Raw genomic sequence first — 17,185 nt, 5'->3', positions numbered from 1 at the left:
CTACATTGTTGTCTACTCAGACAACAATGTATCAGAGCATGTATGTAGGAGCAACTCCCGCACAACATGCGTATTTGAACTCAACTGGGTGTGGGGTTAATACAACAGAGGGGTTCGGCCTTCTTCCCGCACCGCAAGGATCAGAACTCATGCCGCAAACAGGATTGGGCGTCGCAATCAAGACGCTACGCGAACGCAGAACCCTTTCACTACGTGAATTTGGCCAGCTATCGTCAGTTGATCATGCGTATGTCTACCGTCTTGAAACGGGTGAAAAAACCAATCCCTCCCAGGAGATGATTGAAAGGCTATTGAAGGTTCTCAAGCCGTCTGAAAGGGATGCTGTGCTTATAACTTGGCTAGTTGACCACGCAGATGCTGACCCGAGCCTCGTTGAATTTGTGTTACAAGATCCTTCTATAGGTATAGATGTATTTACGATGGCGGCTGGCGTCAGGCATCGGGGTAATGCAAGACCTGATCCCGCCACGTTAATTGCCCGAATCAAAAGAGCCCTTGAGGACGACGACGAGGATAATTGAGTATGGACGAAGAGTATGCCAGACAGAAAGCGCGCGCGTTTATTTCCAAAGTCGATGTTTCCAACATCCGCAAAGATCTTTCGTCCTATGTGACGGCAGCTAACGCCAAGATCAAAAAAGATGAGCTTGGCGAAGGCGAATCTGGCTATACCATTACTAAGCCAAACGGCAAGCATATCATCACAGTGAACTCCCTTGAGACGGATGAGCGTCAGCGTTTCACGATCTGCCACGAAATAGCCCACATTGTGCTCGACTTAGAGTCGAGTCACGAGGAAGTTCCTTCTTGGTCTTATGCGAAACGGCACCCTAACGAGATCGCCTGCGACACGTTTGCTGCTGAACTGCTGATGCCCTATAAGCTATGGCTTTCTGTGGTTCCAAAAAAAGAACCTTCTTTGGAGCTTATCCAACACATGGCTAATTTATTCGGCACATCTTTCCCTGCTGCAGCATCTAGATTTGCCAGCCTCTGCAATGAGCCTTGCGCTTTCGTCACCATGGAGCGTGGTACAGTAAGGTATGCAGCACGCTCCATGTCGTTGAGGAAAGCCGCAGCGTGGATATCCCCAAAAGCTATAATTCCGGCTGGTTCAGTCGCACACCGAATCAGATATTCTGGGATCAATGCTTCTGATACGGGGGAGGTTTCACAGGATGAATGGTTCGATAACTGGGAAAAGGGTCTTTATCTCTGGGAGTTTTCGAGACACTACGCACGCACTGACACCACAATTTCGCTGCTATGGTTTGACAGCGAAGACTTACCGGATGTTAAGGTGAACCGTTTTGGCGCACGAGTCGAAGATGACGGCGGTCTGCCCGAACTTACAGGTGAACTGCCATGGCCAGGGCGAAGCAAGCGTCGTTAACAGCACCTGACAACGTTACTCCATAACGGCCCTTATCTTTTGCTCAACGTGCTGGAACCTATCATTTATTATCCTTATGTATTAGTTTGTTAGATTGGAATTACGGTGCTTATTAGATTAAATTTCATGTTGATTTTCTATTCCACATAAACGGCGATATGAGCCAGAGAGTGATGACGACGTTGGGAGAGCTATGCCCGAAAATCGAAATATACAGCATTGATGAAGCCTTCCTCGATCTCAGCCGGTTACCGGCGGATGTCGATTTAGAACGTTTCGGCAAAGAAATCAGGGACACAGTGAAGCGAAACACGCGGCTGACCATTGGTGTAGGCATCGCGCCGACGAAAACACTGGCCAAGCTCGCGAATTTCGCCGCAAAAAAATGGACAAAAAGTCAGGGGGTTATCGATCTCTCTGATCCGGTTCGTCAGAAAAAGCTGATGTCTTATGTCCCGGTCGAAGAGGTCTGGGGCGTCGGGCGGCGGATATCGAAGAAACTGAATGACGCCGGGATTAAAACAGCACTCGAGCTTGCTGAATGCGACCTGTGGTTTATCCGAAAGAATTTTAATGTGGTGATGGAACGCACCGTGCGCGAACTGCGTGGCGAGCCTTGTCTCGGTTTTGATGAATTTGCGCCCGCCAAACAGGAAATTGTCTGCTCGCGATCTTTCGGTACACGGGTGACGGCGTATCAGGAAATGCGTGAAGCCATCTGTTATTACGCCACGCGCGCGTCTGAAAAACTTCGCGGGGAGCATCAGTTTTGCCGCCAGATCTCGGTATTTATCAAAACCAGCCCGTTCGCGGAGGGTGAGATTTACTATGGAAATCTGGCCAGTACCCGGCTCATTACGCCCACTCAGGACACCCGCGACATCATCTTCGCCGCCATAAAGTGTCTGGATAATGTCTGGAGAGACGGTCACCGGTATCAAAAAGCGGGCGTGATGCTCGGGGATTTTTTCAGCCAGGGTGTGGCTCAGTTGCACCTGTTTGATGAACGTGCGCCGCGTGCTAACAGTGATGCGTTGATGACGATTGTCGATAAGGTTAATGAAGAAGAAAAAGGGGCGTTGTGGTTTGCCGGGCAGGGGATCTCGCGAAACTGGCAGATGAAGCGCGAGATGTTATCCCCGGCATGGACAACCCGTCTGAGCGATGCGCCTTTGGCGCGTGCTTAATGGCTCCCTGCGGATTGAATTTGCAGGTACTGCGTTAATCCGAATACCTTTATGCGCATATTCCAGCCCTGCGCTTTTGGTTAAGCCCACGACGCCGTGTTTTGAGGCATGATAAATGCCCTGTTCTGCGATCCCCACTAAACCGCCCGGCGACGAGTTGTTAACGATAGCGCCGCTGCCCTGTTTACACATTTCAATCAGCTCATACTTCATGCAAGTGGATGATGCAATGGTGGATGGGGTAAGAGCATGTTGCTGAGTGCGGGTTAACGGGAAAGTCAGGGGAAGAAAAGCCCCGGCTGTTGAGAGGGCCGGGGCTTTGCAGGATGCGAGCATGATTTAAGGTTTTATTGATTAAAACGTATACTCAGCGCCCAGATACGCATGAACTTCATTGCTCACGTCACTGGCGACGAGTGTATTCACTTTAGCCGTGGCGCTCCAGTTTTTGCTCAGGCTTGCGTTGAGTCCGACGCCGACACTGCCGCCGTTCAGGTTCTGGCCGCCTTTCAGGGTGAGGGGGTTACCGGTTGTCACACCGCCGCCTGCAAAACCGGCGCTGTATTTACCGCTGGAAACCTGGCTGTAACCGTCGTTACAGGCATCGGTATTTGTCTGGCTGTACCCTAAATTAACAGAATCATTGACCGTTTCGTTGCCATAATTCAAAGGCGGTGTTTGAGCATGAGCGCCGTTTGCGATAGCCAGAGAGGGTAAAGACGCCAGAACGACTCTTTTTGTATGGCATGAATAACTTATTCTTTTTTTCATTGCGTAAACGCTTCCTTCACGAATAGTTAATCCCTTAACTGATTAAGGATGGATTAAATTCGATGAATAACAAAAATGGGATTGCGCGCGTTTTCGCCTTTGTTTTCAGGTCAAAGCAGCATTAGCGCTGGCATGAAACCCCTGATTCACAGGCGTTCATATCACAAGAATATTGATTTTCTATTTTCATTTCTCGCCCACTTTCAGCAAATATTTAAAGATATTGAAATTGGGTTTGTGAATAGTATATTTTTTGATATTGATATGAGCTATGCAAATAACACTTTTTATTTTGCTAACCCCCTAAGTCAGCCCGAAAGAAATTTGCAATAAAGATTTGTTAATCAATAGGTTATTTCGATTTTCCCAGAAGTCGTGGAGATAGGTTTGATAGGTCAAAACTTGCGGAAAAATATGGTGTTTGATGATGATTTCTAATGCTTTTTCACGGGGGAGTACACTGATTTTTGAATTTTTCTCAGGCTTGAAGTTAAAACTATTGTACTGAAACGGTGAACCTTGCAAACCAAAAATAAAGGGTGCCCGCGCGGTGGCAAGCCACATCATATCTGCACCGTGATATATGTTAACTTCACCCCCGGTAACCAGCGCAACCGCCAGACGGTTATTTTCGTATAAGTGTAGATTGCCGTCGCCTCTCTTGTTTTCTTGCAGGGATTCTGCATAGGGGAGAAAAATAGAAATAATCTCTTCGATTATTAATAGCGGTTTCTCCATGGGAAGCGGGGCAGGGCTTGAATCGGAAATAATAGTCATGGCAGCTCCAGTAGCATCCATTCTTTATAATATTGTCAATAAATTTTTATTTGTATCGGTGGGTATTATTCAAATAATAATATTATCAGGCAAGAAAATGAGTCGTCCAAAAACAGACATGAAGAATTTCCCCGTAAACACAGGCGATAAAACGTTGGGAATCAGAGAGGTGAGAAAATAATCTGTAGTGCGTTTATTTAAGAGAGAAAGGGAAGTCGCCCATTGATAAAAAGTTCGTGTCGCCTCTCTCAAAATGAGTTTTCCGCACTTTGAAGCTGACCGGAGTGATGAGCGCGACCAGTCCGACGTATCATCTGCTGGATACCATTTCTGACGCGCATTACCGGCCAGGACGAGTGAGCGGTTTTGCCTTCGTTTATCCCGCCATAAAATCCTTAATTCTTTGTAAAAAGTCTGGCATTACATCCAGACTTTTTTGATTAACAACACATTTACTTTTCTTATGGAATTTTCACCCTTTTCGTCAGGGAGAGTTTCGCACGTTTTCTTTAGAACACATTCGAAGCGCATCCTGCGATCGTAATCTATCCCAATCCTGTAAAGCGATGCCGGATCCTGACGGACGAAACGTCAGCCTCAGTCTGGTGAGAACCCGCAATTTCATGCTGATGAATGATTAATTTCAGAAGGGGTTGAATGATCAGATTTCCTTGATGACTTCGGTTTTCTTGATAAAAAAACCATAGTGAATTTAACGTAAATTATTGAATTAGATCGGTTTAATTAATGTTTGTGTAAAGCCTGCCGATATTCTCCTTTTACCCCCTGCCTCATTTTTAGTTGAGCAGGACTTACAATTCAGGGAGATAAAATGAACATAACCCAACGTCTTTTGCTTACGTTTACACTGCTTTCGGCAGCGCTCATTGCGCTGGGCATTGCCGCCATCATGCTCATTTCGGGTTTTCAGTCCCGGTTTGAATATGTTCAGGACAACGCCATCCCATCAATAAAAGACCTCAGCAAACTTATCGAACAGAGTAATCAACTCTCGCTGACGCTCTACAAACATCAGAGCCAGACGGACAACACCAAAATGCCGCCGGTTGAAACGCTCATTCAGCAGCAGATTGAAACCCTTAAATCTCAGACAAAAAACTACCTTGAGCACGACATCTCGAGTGATGAGGATGAGCGGCTGACACATGTGGCGTTTGACAATATTCGTAAAGTTGAAGACCAGCTGCCTGCGTTTTTAGCCGCGTCGCGCTCGCATGAAGATGATGTCACGCTGGGGCTTATCGAAGGGGACAAGGGCATCGGGGAAGCGATTCGCCAGATGGTCACGAACTATCAGAAGCAACTGACGCTGAACATTGATATTGGCGAAGCGCTGCGGGTCACTAACCGTTCTATTTTCCAGGAAACCCTGTGGGGCATGGGAATCGCTGTGACGCTGATCATCTTGCTGTTGGGCATGCTGGCGCTGGCGACGATTTTACGGGTGCGAAAAAGCCTGCTGGCCATCGGCGATATCATGAAAAACGCCAGCGATAATCTTGATCTTACTGTCACTGCGGATATACGCCATCGTGATGAAATCGGCAATATGGCGCAGGCCTTTAACCATCTCATGCAACGCGTTTCTGCTGCTTTGCTGTCTGTCGGTGCCGCTTCGCAGTCTGTCAGCAGTGCCTCGGCGCAAATTGCGGCAGGCAATGAAGATCTTTCCTCGCGAACCGAACAGCAGGCGGCTTCTCTTGAAGAAACGGCTGCCAGCATGACCCAACTCAGTGAAACGGTGCGCCAGACCGCTGACAACACCCGTCAGGCAAGCCAGCTTGCCGGTAACATGAGGACACTTTCGGAAAAAAGTGCGTCATCGCTGGAGAAAATGCTGGGGACGATGGGGGATATTCGCAGCAGTTACCGAAATTATCACCCTGATCGAAGGCATTGCCTTCCAGACCAACATTCTGGCACTCAACGCCGCCGTTGAAGCCGCGCGTGCCGGGGAACATGGAAAGGGATTTGCCGTCGTGGCGGGTGAAGTCCGAAATCTTTCGCAACGTTCCACCCTGGCGGCGCGGGAAATAAAAGAGCTGCTCGATATTTCCTATAATCAGATAGAAGCGGGTGCCGATCAGGCGGGCGATGTCGGGGAAAATATGAACAATATGAGTACCACCATCCGGCAGGTCACAGATTTGGTCAACGAAATTGCTGCCGCTGCACTCGAGCAAAGCCAGGGGATTTCACAGGTTCATCAGGCCGTTAACCAGATGGATGACGTGACGCAGCAAAACGCCGCGCTGGTTGAAGAAGCGTCGGCGGCCTCCCGTTCTTTACAGGAACAGGCCAGCAGCCTGGCGCAACTGGTGGGTGAATTCAGAGTCAGAGGTTCCGCGCAGCGTTCTCCGTCGCAGCCCCCGCAGGCGCAGAGACTCCGCCTGAACGGTGAAACGAAAACGCTGAAATCTGTCACTGAAGGCCCGAACTGGGAAAGCTTTTAATGCCTTGTAAAAACGGGCAGGCCAGAAGCGAACCCGCCATTAAAGAGGGAGGATCCCGATGGACCTTACGCAAGAACCGGCTGAGCATCTGATAAAACATAAGGCATTGATCGATATTTTTGAGCAAATGATTGTGTTGGTGAATCAGCTGGCGGTGGGGGAATATCACTCGCTGGATCTGTATCTCAATAATTGCCGGCATTTCAGTCAGCGCAGTCAGGAAGCGCAAAAGATATTGGCCGAACCCTCCTTCGAACACTATCTGATGCGAAATGACATTGTCCTTTTTTACAGCATTAACAGCGTCAACATGGCCTTCGGAATGATGACAAATCTTCTGGAAAACATGAATAAACTGGTGGCAAACGACCAGGTGCAGTGATGCGGTAAACCATCGGGTGCCGTTGTCGTCACGGAAAGGTGACCGTGAGTCCGGTCACCTTTTCTCCGTAATCACCTGCCCAGTTTCAGGGCTTCCATCACCAGTGAAAACGCCGGGGAATGCTGTTTCCTGCTCGGATAGTAGAGATAATAGCCCTGAAACGGTAAACACCAGGGCTCCAGAACGCGGATCAGACGCCCTTCATCAATGTGCGGTTCGAATTCTTCCTCCGGCAAAAATGCGATCCCCAGCCCGGTCAGCGCGGCTTCCACCATGTGTGCGGAAGTATTAAACGTCAGTTGCCCGTTCACCCGCACGTTGACCGCCCCTTCATCATTATCGAATTCCCACACGTAAAGGCCGCCGGATGTGGCCTGACGCATATTCATACAGTTGTGATGCAGCAAATCCTGGGGCGTTTCGGGCCTGGGGTGCTTGTCGAAATAATCGGGTGAGGCGACGGCCGCCATGCGTAATGGCCCGGTAATCGGCATGGCGATCATGTCTTTATCAATGGTATCGCCCAGACGCACGCCCGCATCAAACCGGTCAGCGACGATATTGCGGAACCCGTGGTTGGCATCAAACTCCAGCCGGACATCCGGGTATTTTCGCAATACCGGCGCGAGTTTCGGCAACAAAAGCGAGCTGAGAATATTCGGGCCGCAGGTGATGCGCACCGTCCCGGCAGGCTTTTCGCGCATTTCCGTCAGCATGTCCAGCTCCGCTTCAATTTCATCAAAACGGCTGCCAATTGCCTGCAATAAACGCTCGCCTGCGACCGTCGGCGACACGTTTCGCGTGGTGCGCGTCAGTAAGCGGATATCCATACGATTTTCCAGCGCCGTGATGGTCTGGCTCAATGCCGGCTGCGTGATACCCAACTGCGCCGCCGCACGGGTGAAGCTGCCTTCGCGGGCCACGGTCACAAACGCCATCAGGTCATTAAGATTACGTTTCATCGACACACCGCCTCTTGGTCATTCTATTTATAAGCAGGGCTTATAAGCCTATTAAGGATTCATTACCTAGTCAGAATATACCTGCCGTGTAGAATTTCAGGCAAGCCAAAATGCAAAATAAGCGGATTAGTTTTCCGCTGTATTCTCCGGTTAACATCATGTTTTATCAGTTTTTATTCCCATGAATAAAGACCGGCCCCGGCTGCCAAAAATTCATTCTGCAAAAATTTAAAAGGGGAATGTGTGACGACAATCATTGAGAACCCTGTCGCGAACCGGCAGCCCGTGGCGCACTGGAACGGCATCTGGGCAATAACGATGTGCGCCTTTGCGCTGGTGGCCTCGGAGTTTATGCCCGTCAGCCTGCTTTCACCGGTTTCTCAGGATCTGGGGGTCAGCGAAGGGCTGGCCGGGCAGGGGATCGCCATCTCCGGTGCGCTGGCCGTGATCACCAGTTTGCTGCTGTCGCGGCTGGCCGGAAACATTAACCGCAAACACCTGCTTTTAGGGCTGACGTTGCTGATGGCGTTTTCCGGTGCGGTGATTGCTTTCGCGCCCAACTATCTGACGTACATGGCGGGCCGCGCGCTAATCGGCGTGGTAATCGGCGGGTTCTGGTCGATGTCTGCCGCGCTGGCCATCCGGTTAGTACCGCGGGGAAAAGTGCCGCGTGCACTGGCGATCTTCAACGGCGGCAATGCGCTGGCGACGGTGGTTGCTGCACCGCTGGGCAGTTATCTCGGCTCCGTGATGGGCTGGCGTGGCGCCTTCTTTTGCCTCGTGCCGGTCGCGCTCATCGCCTTCATCTGGCTGTTAATGAGCCTGCCGTCAATGGCACCGGTCGCCCGCGAAAAGACCACGGGAAACCTCTTCCGGTTGTTGAAAAATCCGCTTGCCGCAACGGGGCTGATGGCCTGCGGGGTTTTCTTCATGGGGCAGTTTGCGCTGTTTACTTACCTGCGCCCGTTTCTTGAAACGGTCACGCGCGTCAACGTGGAAACCTTGTCTCTCATTCTGCTGACGCTCGGTGTATCCGGGTTTATCGGGACGCTGCTCATCGGCACGTTCCTGAAGAAGAACTTCTACCTTACGCTCATCGCGATCCCGCTGATGATGGCTGTGATAGCCGTGACGCTGATGGTTTCCGGTCATGTCCTCTGGCAGGTCTTTACCTTACTGGGCCTCTGGGGGCTGGTGGCCACGGCGGCACCCGTTGGCTGGTGGTCGTGGGTGGCGAAGACATTCCCCGACAACGCGGAAGCCGGCGGCGGGCTGATGGTGGCCGTCGTGCAACTCAGCATTGCGTTGGGATCCACCACCGGCGGGCTGGCGTTTGACCACACCGGCTGGCAAAGCACTTTTGCCCTCAGCGCCGGGTTGCTGGCGCTGGCTTCCTGCCTGGCATGGATGACATCCCGTAAGGATAACGCGGCGTAACCCACAACAACCGTAATTCATTGATTCACCGGGCGAACTGACGCCTGTTTTTGCCACCTCCATCAAGGATATCGCTATGAGAATGCTTTCCATGTTACTCGGGCTGTTGATCAGCTCGTTCGCGGCAACCGCTGCTGATATGTCAAAAGGCGCGGATAATTTTTATAAAAGTGACAATGTCACGCAGCAAAAAGTGACGTTTAAAAATCAGTATCAGATGAACGTCACCGGCAATCTGTTTATGCCTAAAGGCATGGATCAGAACGCCAAAAGTCCGGCGATCATCGTTGGTCATCCGATGGGGGCTGTGAAAGAGCAAAGCTCGAATCTGTACGCGCAGAAACTCGCCGAGCAGGGTTTTGTCACGCTGGCGATTGATATCTCTTTCTGGGGCGAAAGCGAAGGCAAACCGCGTAACGCCGTCGCGCCGGATATCTATGCGGAAGATTTCAGTGCCGCCGTGGATTATCTCGGGACACGTCCGTTTATCGACAGAAACCGCATCGGTGTGTTGGGGATTTGCGGCAGCGGCAGCTTTGTGATCAGCGCGGCCAAAATCGATCCACGCATGAAAGCGATTGCGACGGTGAGCATGTACGACATGGGTTCCGCTAACCGTCACGCGCTCAATAATTCGTTAACGCTGGCGCAGCGTAAGCAGATCATCGCCGACGCCGCCCAACAGCGTTATACCGAATTCACCGGTGGAGAAATCCAATACACCAGCGGAACGCCGAATAAAATTGATGAAAACTCCCCGCCAATTGCCAAAGAGTTTTATGATTTTTACCGCACGCCACGCGGCGAGTTCACACCAAAAGGAACAACATCAGCGCTGACCACGCACCCGACGCTGACCAGCAACGTGAAGTTCATGAATTTCTACCCGTTCAACGATATCGAAACGATTTCGCCACGCCCGATGCTGTTCATCACCGGCGACCAGGCGCACTCGAAGGAATTCAGTGAAGACGCCTACAAACGTGCGGGCCAGCCGAAAGAGCTCTACATCGTTCCCGGTGCCGGTCATGTTGATCTCTACGACCGTACCGATTTGATCCCGTTTGCAAAACTGACCTCTTTCTTTAAAGAGAACTTGAAGTAAATCTATACGGTATGACACCGCAAACCGCTCTCCGGGGCGGTTTTTTTATGCCTGAAGCCGGCCGGGCAAGTGCCGCTGTGGCGGGGGGATTACTTCATCAGGAACTATGTTAAAATGCGCGGATCCAGGGCACCCGCCAGCAAAGCCATTTATAAAAAGAAAGGTTTATTCCGAGTCATGTCTGACAATCTTATTGAGCGCATTTCGAGTGCGTTAGAATCTGAATACACGCTTGAAGGACTCGTTCGACAACTGCTCGAAATGCTTGAGCTGGTGACCAATATGGAATCGACGTACCTCACCCGCATTGAACCGGAAGGCGACTTTCAGCACATTCTTTTCTCGCGCAACACCAAGAGTATGCAAATTCCCGAAGGGCTTTCCGTGCCGTGGGGCGACACGCTGTGCAAGCGCGCCCTGGATGAAGGCCGCCGTTATACCTGCGATGTTGCGAGTGTCTGGGGCGATTCGCAGGCGGCTAAAGCGCTGGGGATCATGACTTACGTGAGTACGCCGGTGACGCTGGTGGACGGTTCGCTGTACGGCACGCTGTGTGCCGCCAGTTCCGAGAACCGCGAGTTGTCCGAACGCAGCGAACAGGTGTTGCAGCTTTTCGCACAACTGATCGCCCAGCAGATTCAGAACGAACAGCTTTTGAAAAAGCTGCAAGAGGCGAATGCCGCGCTGACCGCCGTCAGCCTGACCGACGAACTCACCGAATTACCTAACCGCCGCGCGGTATTTGAAACGTTGCCTGAACTCTTCGACCGCGCCGCCGACAATTCACATTTCGTTCTGGTGGCCTTTGCCGATTTAGATAATTTCAAGCAGATCAATGATATCTACGGGCACGAAACAGGCGATGATTTTCTATATGCCGTCGGCCAGAGGCTGAAAGAAGGGGCAGCGAAAGGGGAAATTCTCGGGCGAGTGGGGGGCGATGAATTTATCGTGGCCGGAGAAGGGCCGTCCAGTTTTGATGATGCACAGCTTGCGGCGGATGCGTTCAAAACCCGTCTGCGCAATTTACTGACCGGCGAATACAAACTGCATTCCTGTACGCTCGATTACGCGGGCCCGAGCATTGGCGCCATCGCGATTAATCCTGCCGTGATGAATCCGGATCAGGCGCTGCATGAAGCCGATCAGGCGATGTATCTGGATAAGAAACAGCGAAGAACGGAAGAGTCATAAAACAGGATCTCGCGCCTTTGCGTTTTACCGAAAAGGCGCAAGATCGGCAAATCAGTTGTGATGCAAATCGCTCAAAAATTTCTGCGCACGGGCGTGCTGCGGGCGCGTGAAGAAGTTCTCCGGCGTGGCTTTCTCCAGAATTTTCCCCTGATCCATAAACCAGATAGTGTCCGCCACTTCGCGGGCAAAATTCATTTCGTGCGTCACGCACATCATGGTCATGCCTTCACGCGCCAGACCGCGCATCACATTCAGGACTTCACCGACCATTTCCGGATCCAGCGCCGACGTCGGTTCATCAAACAACATCACCGGCGGTTTCATAGCTAATGCTCTGGCGATGGCGACGCGCTGCTGTTGCCCGCCGGAAAGCTGCGCCGGATAGGCATGGGCTTTGTGCGATAACCCGACGCGTTCCAGCAGTTCGCCCGCGTGCTGACGCGCTTCCTGACGCTTCACGCCAAGCACTTTCACCGGCGACATCATGATGTTTTCCAGCACCGAAACGTGCGGGAAGAGGTTGAAGTTCTGGAACACAAATCCGATGCGCGTGCGCAACTGGTTCAGGCGGGTACTGGTGCCGTGAATGTCCATGCCATCAAACAGGATCTGGCCTTCTTCAATCGGCTCCAGCCGGTTCACGGTGCGGATCAGCGTTGATTTGCCCGAGCCGGACGGCCCGCAAACTACCACCACTTCACCGCTTTTAATTTCTGCACTCAGGTCGGTCAGCGCCTGGTATTCGCCATACCATTTATTGACCTGATTAAATAAGATCATCGGTCGCATCGTCGTTCCTTATTGTGATTGAGTCTTGGTCAGCAGCAGCGCCTGCGCCATGTTGTCCGCTTCCGGCGCTCGGTTCTGCCGTTTACGCGTAATACGCGCTTCCAGTTTATTGGCGAGCCAGGTCAGGCTGAAACAGATCAGGTAGTAGCCCATCGCGACAATCGCGAAAACCTGAAAAGGCTTGGTCAGCAGTTGGTTATTCACCTGACTGGCGGCAAACGTCAGCTCCGGCACGTTAATCACGTAACCGAGCGTGCTGTCTTTAATGATGGAAACCAGCTGACTGACCAGGCTTGGCAGCGTGTTGTACAACGCCTGCGGCAGGATAATCAGACGCAGCGTTTTGAAATAACTCATGCCTAACGCGCGCGCCGCTTCGTACTGGCCGCCCGGCAGCGCCTGAATGCCGCCGCGCACGATCTCGGCGATGTAGGCACTTTCATAAATCACCAGCGTACACAGCATGGTGCTGAACCCGCTGATGTTGTGGCCGATTAACAGCGGGACGCAAAAGTACGTCCAGAACACCACCATCAGCAGCGGAATGCCGCGCAAACCGTATACCCAGCAGGCGGCAGGCCAGCTCAGCCAGCGGAACGGCGACAAACGGGCCAGCCCGAGCAACACGCCCACCGGCAGCGCAAACAGCACGGCCAGCACCGAAATCAGCAGCGTACAGAGGATCCCGCCAAGCGGCCCCTGCGGGTATTGTCCCATCAGGAACAGCATCCCGTTGTCGTGCAAAATCGTGAACATTTCGAGCATGGGATTACCTCGCGTAAACCCGCTGGAACCGGCGGGCCAGCAACGCACCGGCACCCATCAGCAGCAGAGAGAAGAACAGATAACCGGCAGAGGCCACCAGATACGATTCGAAAGTTCGGAACGTCTGGTTTTCAATATCACGGGTCACGTAAGTCAGTTCAGCCACGCCAATGACCATCGCCAGACTGGTGTTTTTGAACAGTAAAACGGTGTGGTTAAGCAGCGACGGCAGCGCGTTGCGGATGGCCTGCGGCAAAATCACCGAACGCAGGGAGCGGGTGTAACTCATGCCCAGCGCGCGTGATGCCTCGGTTTGCCCTTCAGGAATAGCGCGTAAACCGCTGCGGATGTCTTCGGAGAAGTACGCCGCCTGACACAATCCGAGCGCAAACATCGAAAACAAAAACTCGGCGTTGAAATCGTTAATCCACATCTGCACGGATTCCGGCAGCAGCGTCGGAATGGCGAAATACCACATCATCAGCTGGATAAGCGTCGGCACATTGCGGTGATACGACACATACGCGCGGACAAAATATTCGGCGGCGCGTTTGTGCGTCAGCCGGATGACGACCAGCAGCAGGGCAATAAACATCGCCAGCAGCCAGGACCCCAGCGCCAGCTTGAGGGTGACAACCATTCCATCGACGATCATCTGTCCGAACTGACCGGTCAGGACTTTGCTGAAATCGAGCGTCATCGTATTTTCACCCTCCTGAATGGTTGAACTGTCGGTTTATAAGGAAAAGATCACAGGCTCTCGCCGGGGCGCATGGTGGAAAGGCCACCGGGCACCTGCAACGTCGGGGTGATTTCGATGTTGCCGATGTTCACGGCAATCGGCGCAGACACGGCAAACGCCACGCAGTCGGCAATGTCTTTGGCTTCCGGCAGTTCAAAACCGTCAATGAAGCGGCGGCGCGCTTCTTCATGATCGCCGGACACGTTACCGAAAATGTCCGTCGCCACGCGGCCGGGGCAGATTTCAGTAACGCGCACACGCTTGCCGTAGCAGTCAACGCGAAGCTGGCGCGACAGGGCATGAACCCCGGCTTTGGTGGCGTGATAAATCGAGTTACCGCCAAAGTTATAAATCGCAGCAATCGACGTGATGTTGATGACGTGCCCGCGATCGCGCTCCATCATGCCCGGTACCAGCAGGCGGCAGAGATGCAAAACGGCGCGCAGATTCACATCCACCTGCGTATCCACGGATTCTTCATCGGCATTCAGGATCGAGCCGGGGCGGGAAACACCGGCGTTGTTCACCAGAATATCCACGCTGATTTCGCTGCACAGGCGCGTCACCGCGTCGAGGTCACTGACGTCGAGCGCGTGGGCAATACACCCGGTGCGGGCGGCGAGGGCGGCCAGTTGATCGGCGCGGCGCGCGACGGCGTGAACCGTGATCCCCTCCTGACAAAGGCGTTCGACAATGGCTTCACCCATTCCGGCCGACGCGCCGGTCACCAGCGCAGTTTTGTAATCTGAAAATGGCATTGCGACTCTCCTGTTAAACCCCCGGCTCCGTCATGTTCTGCCGGTGGGTGTTTTCTGACTGTATCCAGTAATTCTCAGGCGGTATAAGACATAAACCGTGTGAGGCGATAAGCGGGACTTATAACAGCGCGTTTTCCCGCGCCAGCTGGCGGCGTTGCTGGCCTGGCGGCATCAGCGCGATGTCCATTTCGGCAATAATTTCCCGCAGGGTATGCACCATTTCGAGGGATTCCGGCGTATCGCCGTGAACCAGAATCGACGTGGCGGCAACCGGCAACGTCACGCCATCAATACTTTGCACCGTGCCTTCGCGCAGCAACTGGCGGATGCGCGTGCGCACCTGCTCTTTGTCATGAATGACCGCGCCCGGTTTGGCCCGGCTGACCAGCAGACCGTTGCTTTCATACGCACGGTCGGCGAGAAACGTACAAATCACCGGGAGACCCAGCGCCCGCGCCATACGCTCAACGGCGTTAGCCGGCATTGTGCTGATGATCATTTCTGCATCGAAATTCTTCACCGCCTGCAAGAGAACGCGCGCCAGTGCGTCGTCTTCGGACACCATATTGCCCAGCGCGCCGTGGAAACTCATGTGCGTCAGCGGGTAGTCCGCCGCTTTCGCGAACGCCGAAAGCGCGCCGAGCTGATAGGTGACGTAATGCGCCATCACTTCCGGTTCGATGTGCATCCGGCGGCGGCCAAACCCGGACAAATCGGGGAACCCGACGTGCGCGCCCAGATCCACCTGATACTTTTTTGCCAGCGCGACGGTTTTTGCCATAATCACCGCGTCCCCCGCGTGGAACCCGCAGGCCACGTTGGCAGAGGTGATCAGCGGCATCAGCGCGGCGTCGTCGGCAATAAGGTAATCGCCAAAGCCTTCGCCAATATCGGCGTTTAAATCAATGTATTTCATGCGGCCAGCTCCTCGCGGCGTAACGTGAAAATCTCCGCGCCGTATTCCACGCAGTCGCCGTCTTCCACGGACAGGTATCCCACCACGCCCTGCACCGGGCTGCGCAGCGGCAGGTAAATCACGCCGACTTTCAGCAACCCGAGCAGCGCATCTTTCCCGACTCTTTCACCGGGCCGGGTGAACGGAATTTTGTTGAGCGGATGTTGTAACAGCACAATGCCGGGGAAAGGCGCGTACACGGCGTCGGGGGCAGGGACGGCGGGACGCGCAGGTGTTTCGTCCTGTACATCGCGTGGCAAAATGGCGGGGGAGACTGGCGCGTATTTCATGCTGACGCGAAAACCGTGGCCGTTGAGTTCAATCTCACTCAGGCCGGACTGACGCATCTTTCGTGCGATATCACGCAACTCGCTGAGTGCTGGTGCTTTTTTTTCCATATCCATCCCGTCGAAGAGAGTGTGTCCCCGCGCAGTAACGGCGACAAAACGACCCGCTGTGCGGGCGGTAAACGCACTCTATCGTGTCACTGTGGACGTCAGGAAAGAGGATTTCGCTTTGCGGTAATAAGGTGTGCTTATTACCCCACCAGCGTCAGTGGCCGGTTATCCACCGTGCGGCTGGCCATCAGCGACAGTAAAATCGCTTTGACCGCTTCTGCTGGCTGGGAAAGCGGCAGATGGTCGGACATACAAAATGACAATGCGGCCTGAATATTCGGTTTATCAATTTTCGCCATCCATGAACCGGAGGCTTTGAGCATCGCGCGGGCGGCGGATTCCGGCATAATCGTGCAGCCTAATCCTGCGGCCAGCGCGGCATTGAGGGTAGTTTGCGATTCTATTTCGCACTTCACGCGGTACGTTACTTCTTCATGGATAAACGCGTCGTCGATGACTTTACGCATGATGTTATAAATGCGCGGCAGGAACAGATCGTACTTTGCCACCTGCGCCAGACTGACGGATTTCAGCGGTTTACTCAGTGTGTGCGGGCAAACGAAATACAGCTCTTCTTTCATCAGTGGCATAAAACGTAAACCGTGGATTTCGCGGTTGCCGTAGATCACCGCCATATCCATCCGGCCATTCATGATCAACTCACTCAGCGTGGTGCCGAAGTTTTCATTGAAATACAACACGATGCCCGGATGTTGCCGGTGGACTTCTTCCATCAGCGGTAGCGCCAGTTGTTGTGCGGCGGTGCCCGGCGCCAGCCCGACGGAAACGCTGCCCGACAGCGCCAGCGCGGAGCCGTCAATGGCGCTCTGCGCCTGATCGCACTGGCGCAAAATGGCCTGCGCGTGGATATACAAAATCTTGCCCGCTTCGGTGGGTGTCACGCCGCGTTTGGTGCGGATCAGCAATTGCTGATTCACTTCGCCTTCCAGCGTCGCCCGTTGCTGGCTGAGCGCAGGCTGCGCAATGTGCAGGATATCTGCGGCCTGAGTGAGGCTGCCCACATCGACAATCTTGATAAAATATTTAAGGCGGCGGAGATTCACGATGGCATCCT

General features: G+C 53.0%; 18 protein-coding genes and 2 pseudogenes. 9 read left to right on the top strand and 11 right to left on the bottom strand.

Going from position 1 to position 17,185, the window contains the following annotated elements; all coding sequences use genetic code 11:
• Nucleotides 1-149 precede the first annotated feature (149 nt).
• The 3 genes and pseudogenes from ACM5QY_RS24350 to umuC form a co-directional block, all read left to right on the top strand.
• Nucleotides 150-542: a helix-turn-helix domain-containing protein gene (locus ACM5QY_RS24350; RefSeq protein ID WP_416123226.1), complete on the top strand. Its 393-nt coding sequence runs from the start codon at nucleotides 150-152 to the stop codon at nucleotides 540-542.
• A 2-nt stretch (nucleotides 543-544) separates the two neighbouring features.
• Nucleotides 545-1,414 carry an ImmA/IrrE family metallo-endopeptidase gene (locus ACM5QY_RS24345; protein ID WP_416123225.1) on the top strand — a complete coding sequence of 290 codons (870 nt, stop codon included), beginning with the start codon at nucleotides 545-547 and terminating at the stop codon, nucleotides 1,412-1,414.
• A gap of 140 nt (nucleotides 1,415-1,554) precedes the next feature.
• Nucleotides 1,555-2,601, top strand: a pseudogene (umuC, locus tag ACM5QY_RS24340) (translesion error-prone DNA polymerase V subunit UmuC); the annotation flags it as partial.
• On the opposite strand, the gene ACM5QY_RS24335 reads toward umuC, so the two are convergent.
• From ACM5QY_RS24335 to ACM5QY_RS24325, 3 genes are all read right to left on the bottom strand, one after another.
• Entirely contained in the window at nucleotides 2,548-2,814 is a 267-nt protein-coding gene (locus tag ACM5QY_RS24335; protein WP_416123224.1) for an SDR family NAD(P)-dependent oxidoreductase, read from the bottom strand. The pseudogene umuC and the gene ACM5QY_RS24335 overlap by 54 nt on opposite strands.
• Before the next feature lie 141 nt (nucleotides 2,815-2,955).
• On the bottom strand, nucleotides 2,956-3,372 hold the full coding sequence (locus tag ACM5QY_RS24330; RefSeq protein WP_416123223.1) for a hypothetical protein: 417 nt from the start codon (nucleotides 3,370-3,372) through the stop codon (nucleotides 2,956-2,958).
• A 303-nt stretch (nucleotides 3,373-3,675) separates the two neighbouring features.
• Nucleotides 3,676-4,149 carry a hypothetical protein gene (locus ACM5QY_RS24325; protein ID WP_416123222.1) on the bottom strand — a complete coding sequence of 158 codons (474 nt, stop codon included), beginning with the start codon at nucleotides 4,147-4,149 and terminating at the stop codon, nucleotides 3,676-3,678.
• Here ACM5QY_RS24325 and ACM5QY_RS24320 point away from each other — a divergent pair.
• From ACM5QY_RS24320 to ACM5QY_RS24310, 3 genes and pseudogenes are all read left to right on the top strand, one after another.
• Nucleotides 4,148-4,330, top strand: a complete 183-nt coding sequence (locus ACM5QY_RS24320) for a hypothetical protein (protein ID WP_416123221.1) — start codon at nucleotides 4,148-4,150, stop codon at nucleotides 4,328-4,330. The genes ACM5QY_RS24325 and ACM5QY_RS24320 overlap by 2 nt on opposite strands.
• A gap of 651 nt (nucleotides 4,331-4,981) precedes the next feature.
• Nucleotides 4,982-6,623: pseudogene (locus tag ACM5QY_RS24315) on the top strand (methyl-accepting chemotaxis protein).
• A gap of 58 nt (nucleotides 6,624-6,681) precedes the next feature.
• Nucleotides 6,682-7,005, top strand: coding sequence for a hypothetical protein (locus ACM5QY_RS24310; protein WP_416123220.1), 324 nt, complete (start codon nucleotides 6,682-6,684; stop codon nucleotides 7,003-7,005).
• A gap of 71 nt (nucleotides 7,006-7,076) precedes the next feature.
• Here the strand turns inward: ACM5QY_RS24310 and ACM5QY_RS24305 are convergent, their stop codons facing one another.
• Entirely contained in the window at nucleotides 7,077-7,967 is an 891-nt protein-coding gene (locus tag ACM5QY_RS24305) for a LysR family transcriptional regulator (RefSeq protein WP_416123219.1), read from the bottom strand.
• A 243-nt stretch (nucleotides 7,968-8,210) separates the two neighbouring features.
• Between ACM5QY_RS24305 and ACM5QY_RS24300 the strand changes: the two genes are divergently transcribed.
• From ACM5QY_RS24300 to ACM5QY_RS24290, 3 genes are all read left to right on the top strand, one after another.
• Entirely contained in the window at nucleotides 8,211-9,404 is a 1,194-nt protein-coding gene (locus tag ACM5QY_RS24300; RefSeq protein WP_416123218.1) for an MFS transporter, read from the top strand.
• 76 nt (nucleotides 9,405-9,480) lie between these two features.
• Complete coding sequence (locus ACM5QY_RS24295) at nucleotides 9,481-10,509, top strand: alpha/beta hydrolase (RefSeq protein WP_416123217.1); 1,029 nt, start codon at nucleotides 9,481-9,483, stop codon at nucleotides 10,507-10,509.
• A 177-nt stretch (nucleotides 10,510-10,686) separates the two neighbouring features.
• A complete protein-coding gene (locus ACM5QY_RS24290; RefSeq protein ID WP_416123216.1) occupies nucleotides 10,687-11,703 on the top strand; it encodes a sensor domain-containing diguanylate cyclase in 1,017 nt (338 codons plus the stop codon).
• Between the two features lie 51 nt (nucleotides 11,704-11,754).
• Here ACM5QY_RS24290 and ACM5QY_RS24285 read toward each other — a convergent pair whose 3' ends face one another.
• From ACM5QY_RS24285 to nac, 7 genes are all read right to left on the bottom strand, one after another.
• Nucleotides 11,755-12,492, bottom strand: coding sequence for an amino acid ABC transporter ATP-binding protein (locus tag ACM5QY_RS24285; protein ID WP_416123215.1), 738 nt, complete (start codon nucleotides 12,490-12,492; stop codon nucleotides 11,755-11,757).
• 9 nt (nucleotides 12,493-12,501) lie between these two features.
• Nucleotides 12,502-13,257: an amino acid ABC transporter permease gene (locus ACM5QY_RS24280; RefSeq protein WP_416123214.1), complete on the bottom strand. Its 756-nt coding sequence runs from the start codon at nucleotides 13,255-13,257 to the stop codon at nucleotides 12,502-12,504.
• A gap of 4 nt (nucleotides 13,258-13,261) precedes the next feature.
• On the bottom strand, nucleotides 13,262-13,957 hold the full coding sequence (locus tag ACM5QY_RS24275) for an amino acid ABC transporter permease (protein WP_104925024.1): 696 nt from the start codon (nucleotides 13,955-13,957) through the stop codon (nucleotides 13,262-13,264).
• 50 nt (nucleotides 13,958-14,007) lie between these two features.
• On the bottom strand, nucleotides 14,008-14,757 hold the full coding sequence (locus tag ACM5QY_RS24270; protein ID WP_416123213.1) for an SDR family oxidoreductase: 750 nt from the start codon (nucleotides 14,755-14,757) through the stop codon (nucleotides 14,008-14,010).
• A gap of 118 nt (nucleotides 14,758-14,875) precedes the next feature.
• Nucleotides 14,876-15,673, bottom strand: coding sequence for a LamB/YcsF family protein (locus tag ACM5QY_RS24265; RefSeq protein WP_416123212.1), 798 nt, complete (start codon nucleotides 15,671-15,673; stop codon nucleotides 14,876-14,878).
• Nucleotides 15,670-16,110, bottom strand: a complete 441-nt coding sequence (locus ACM5QY_RS24260; protein ID WP_416123211.1) for an acetyl-CoA carboxylase biotin carboxyl carrier protein — start codon at nucleotides 16,108-16,110, stop codon at nucleotides 15,670-15,672. The genes ACM5QY_RS24265 and ACM5QY_RS24260 overlap by 4 nt, the downstream gene beginning before the upstream one ends.
• Before the next feature lie 140 nt (nucleotides 16,111-16,250).
• Nucleotides 16,251-17,174 carry a nitrogen assimilation transcriptional regulator NAC gene (gene nac, locus ACM5QY_RS24255; RefSeq protein ID WP_416123210.1) on the bottom strand — a complete coding sequence of 308 codons (924 nt, stop codon included), beginning with the start codon at nucleotides 17,172-17,174 and terminating at the stop codon, nucleotides 16,251-16,253.
• Nucleotides 17,175-17,185: the final 11 nt, after the last annotated feature.

It is taken from the genome of Rahnella sp. PCH160, assembly GCF_047784855.1.
Taxonomy (GTDB): Bacteria; Pseudomonadota; Gammaproteobacteria; order Enterobacterales; family Enterobacteriaceae; genus Rahnella.
This window is presented reverse-complemented; position numbering and strand designations above follow the sequence as displayed.

What these genes read in the sequence shown, in the direction of transcription:
- ACM5QY_RS24350 (WP_416123226.1), top strand. Translation starts at nt 150, where the DNA reads ATGCCGCAAACAGGATTGGGCGTCGCAATCAAGACGCTACGCGAACGC.
- ACM5QY_RS24345 (WP_416123225.1), top strand. Translation starts at nt 545, where the DNA reads ATGGACGAAGAGTATGCCAGACAGAAAGCGCGCGCGTTTATTTCCAAA.
- ACM5QY_RS24335 (WP_416123224.1), bottom strand. Translation starts at nt 2,814, where the DNA reads ATGAAGTATGAGCTGATTGAAATGTGTAAACAGGGCAGCGGCGCTATC.
- ACM5QY_RS24330 (WP_416123223.1), bottom strand. Translation starts at nt 3,372, where the DNA reads ATGAAAAAAAGAATAAGTTATTCATGCCATACAAAAAGAGTCGTTCTG.
- ACM5QY_RS24320 (WP_416123221.1), top strand. Translation starts at nt 4,148, where the DNA reads ATGGCAGCTCCAGTAGCATCCATTCTTTATAATATTGTCAATAAATTT.
- ACM5QY_RS24325 (WP_416123222.1), bottom strand. Translation starts at nt 4,149, where the DNA reads ATGACTATTATTTCCGATTCAAGCCCTGCCCCGCTTCCCATGGAGAAA.
- ACM5QY_RS24310 (WP_416123220.1), top strand. Translation starts at nt 6,682, where the DNA reads ATGGACCTTACGCAAGAACCGGCTGAGCATCTGATAAAACATAAGGCA.
- ACM5QY_RS24305 (WP_416123219.1), bottom strand. Translation starts at nt 7,967, where the DNA reads ATGAAACGTAATCTTAATGACCTGATGGCGTTTGTGACCGTGGCCCGC.
- ACM5QY_RS24295 (WP_416123217.1), top strand. Translation starts at nt 9,481, where the DNA reads ATGAGAATGCTTTCCATGTTACTCGGGCTGTTGATCAGCTCGTTCGCG.
- ACM5QY_RS24290 (WP_416123216.1), top strand. Translation starts at nt 10,687, where the DNA reads ATGTCTGACAATCTTATTGAGCGCATTTCGAGTGCGTTAGAATCTGAA.
- ACM5QY_RS24285 (WP_416123215.1), bottom strand. Translation starts at nt 12,492, where the DNA reads ATGCGACCGATGATCTTATTTAATCAGGTCAATAAATGGTATGGCGAA.
- ACM5QY_RS24280 (WP_416123214.1), bottom strand. Translation starts at nt 13,257, where the DNA reads ATGCTCGAAATGTTCACGATTTTGCACGACAACGGGATGCTGTTCCTG.
- ACM5QY_RS24275 (WP_104925024.1), bottom strand. Translation starts at nt 13,957, where the DNA reads ATGACGCTCGATTTCAGCAAAGTCCTGACCGGTCAGTTCGGACAGATG.
- ACM5QY_RS24270 (WP_416123213.1), bottom strand. Translation starts at nt 14,757, where the DNA reads ATGCCATTTTCAGATTACAAAACTGCGCTGGTGACCGGCGCGTCGGCC.
- ACM5QY_RS24265 (WP_416123212.1), bottom strand. Translation starts at nt 15,673, where the DNA reads ATGAAATACATTGATTTAAACGCCGATATTGGCGAAGGCTTTGGCGAT.
- ACM5QY_RS24260 (WP_416123211.1), bottom strand. Translation starts at nt 16,110, where the DNA reads ATGGAAAAAAAAGCACCAGCACTCAGCGAGTTGCGTGATATCGCACGA.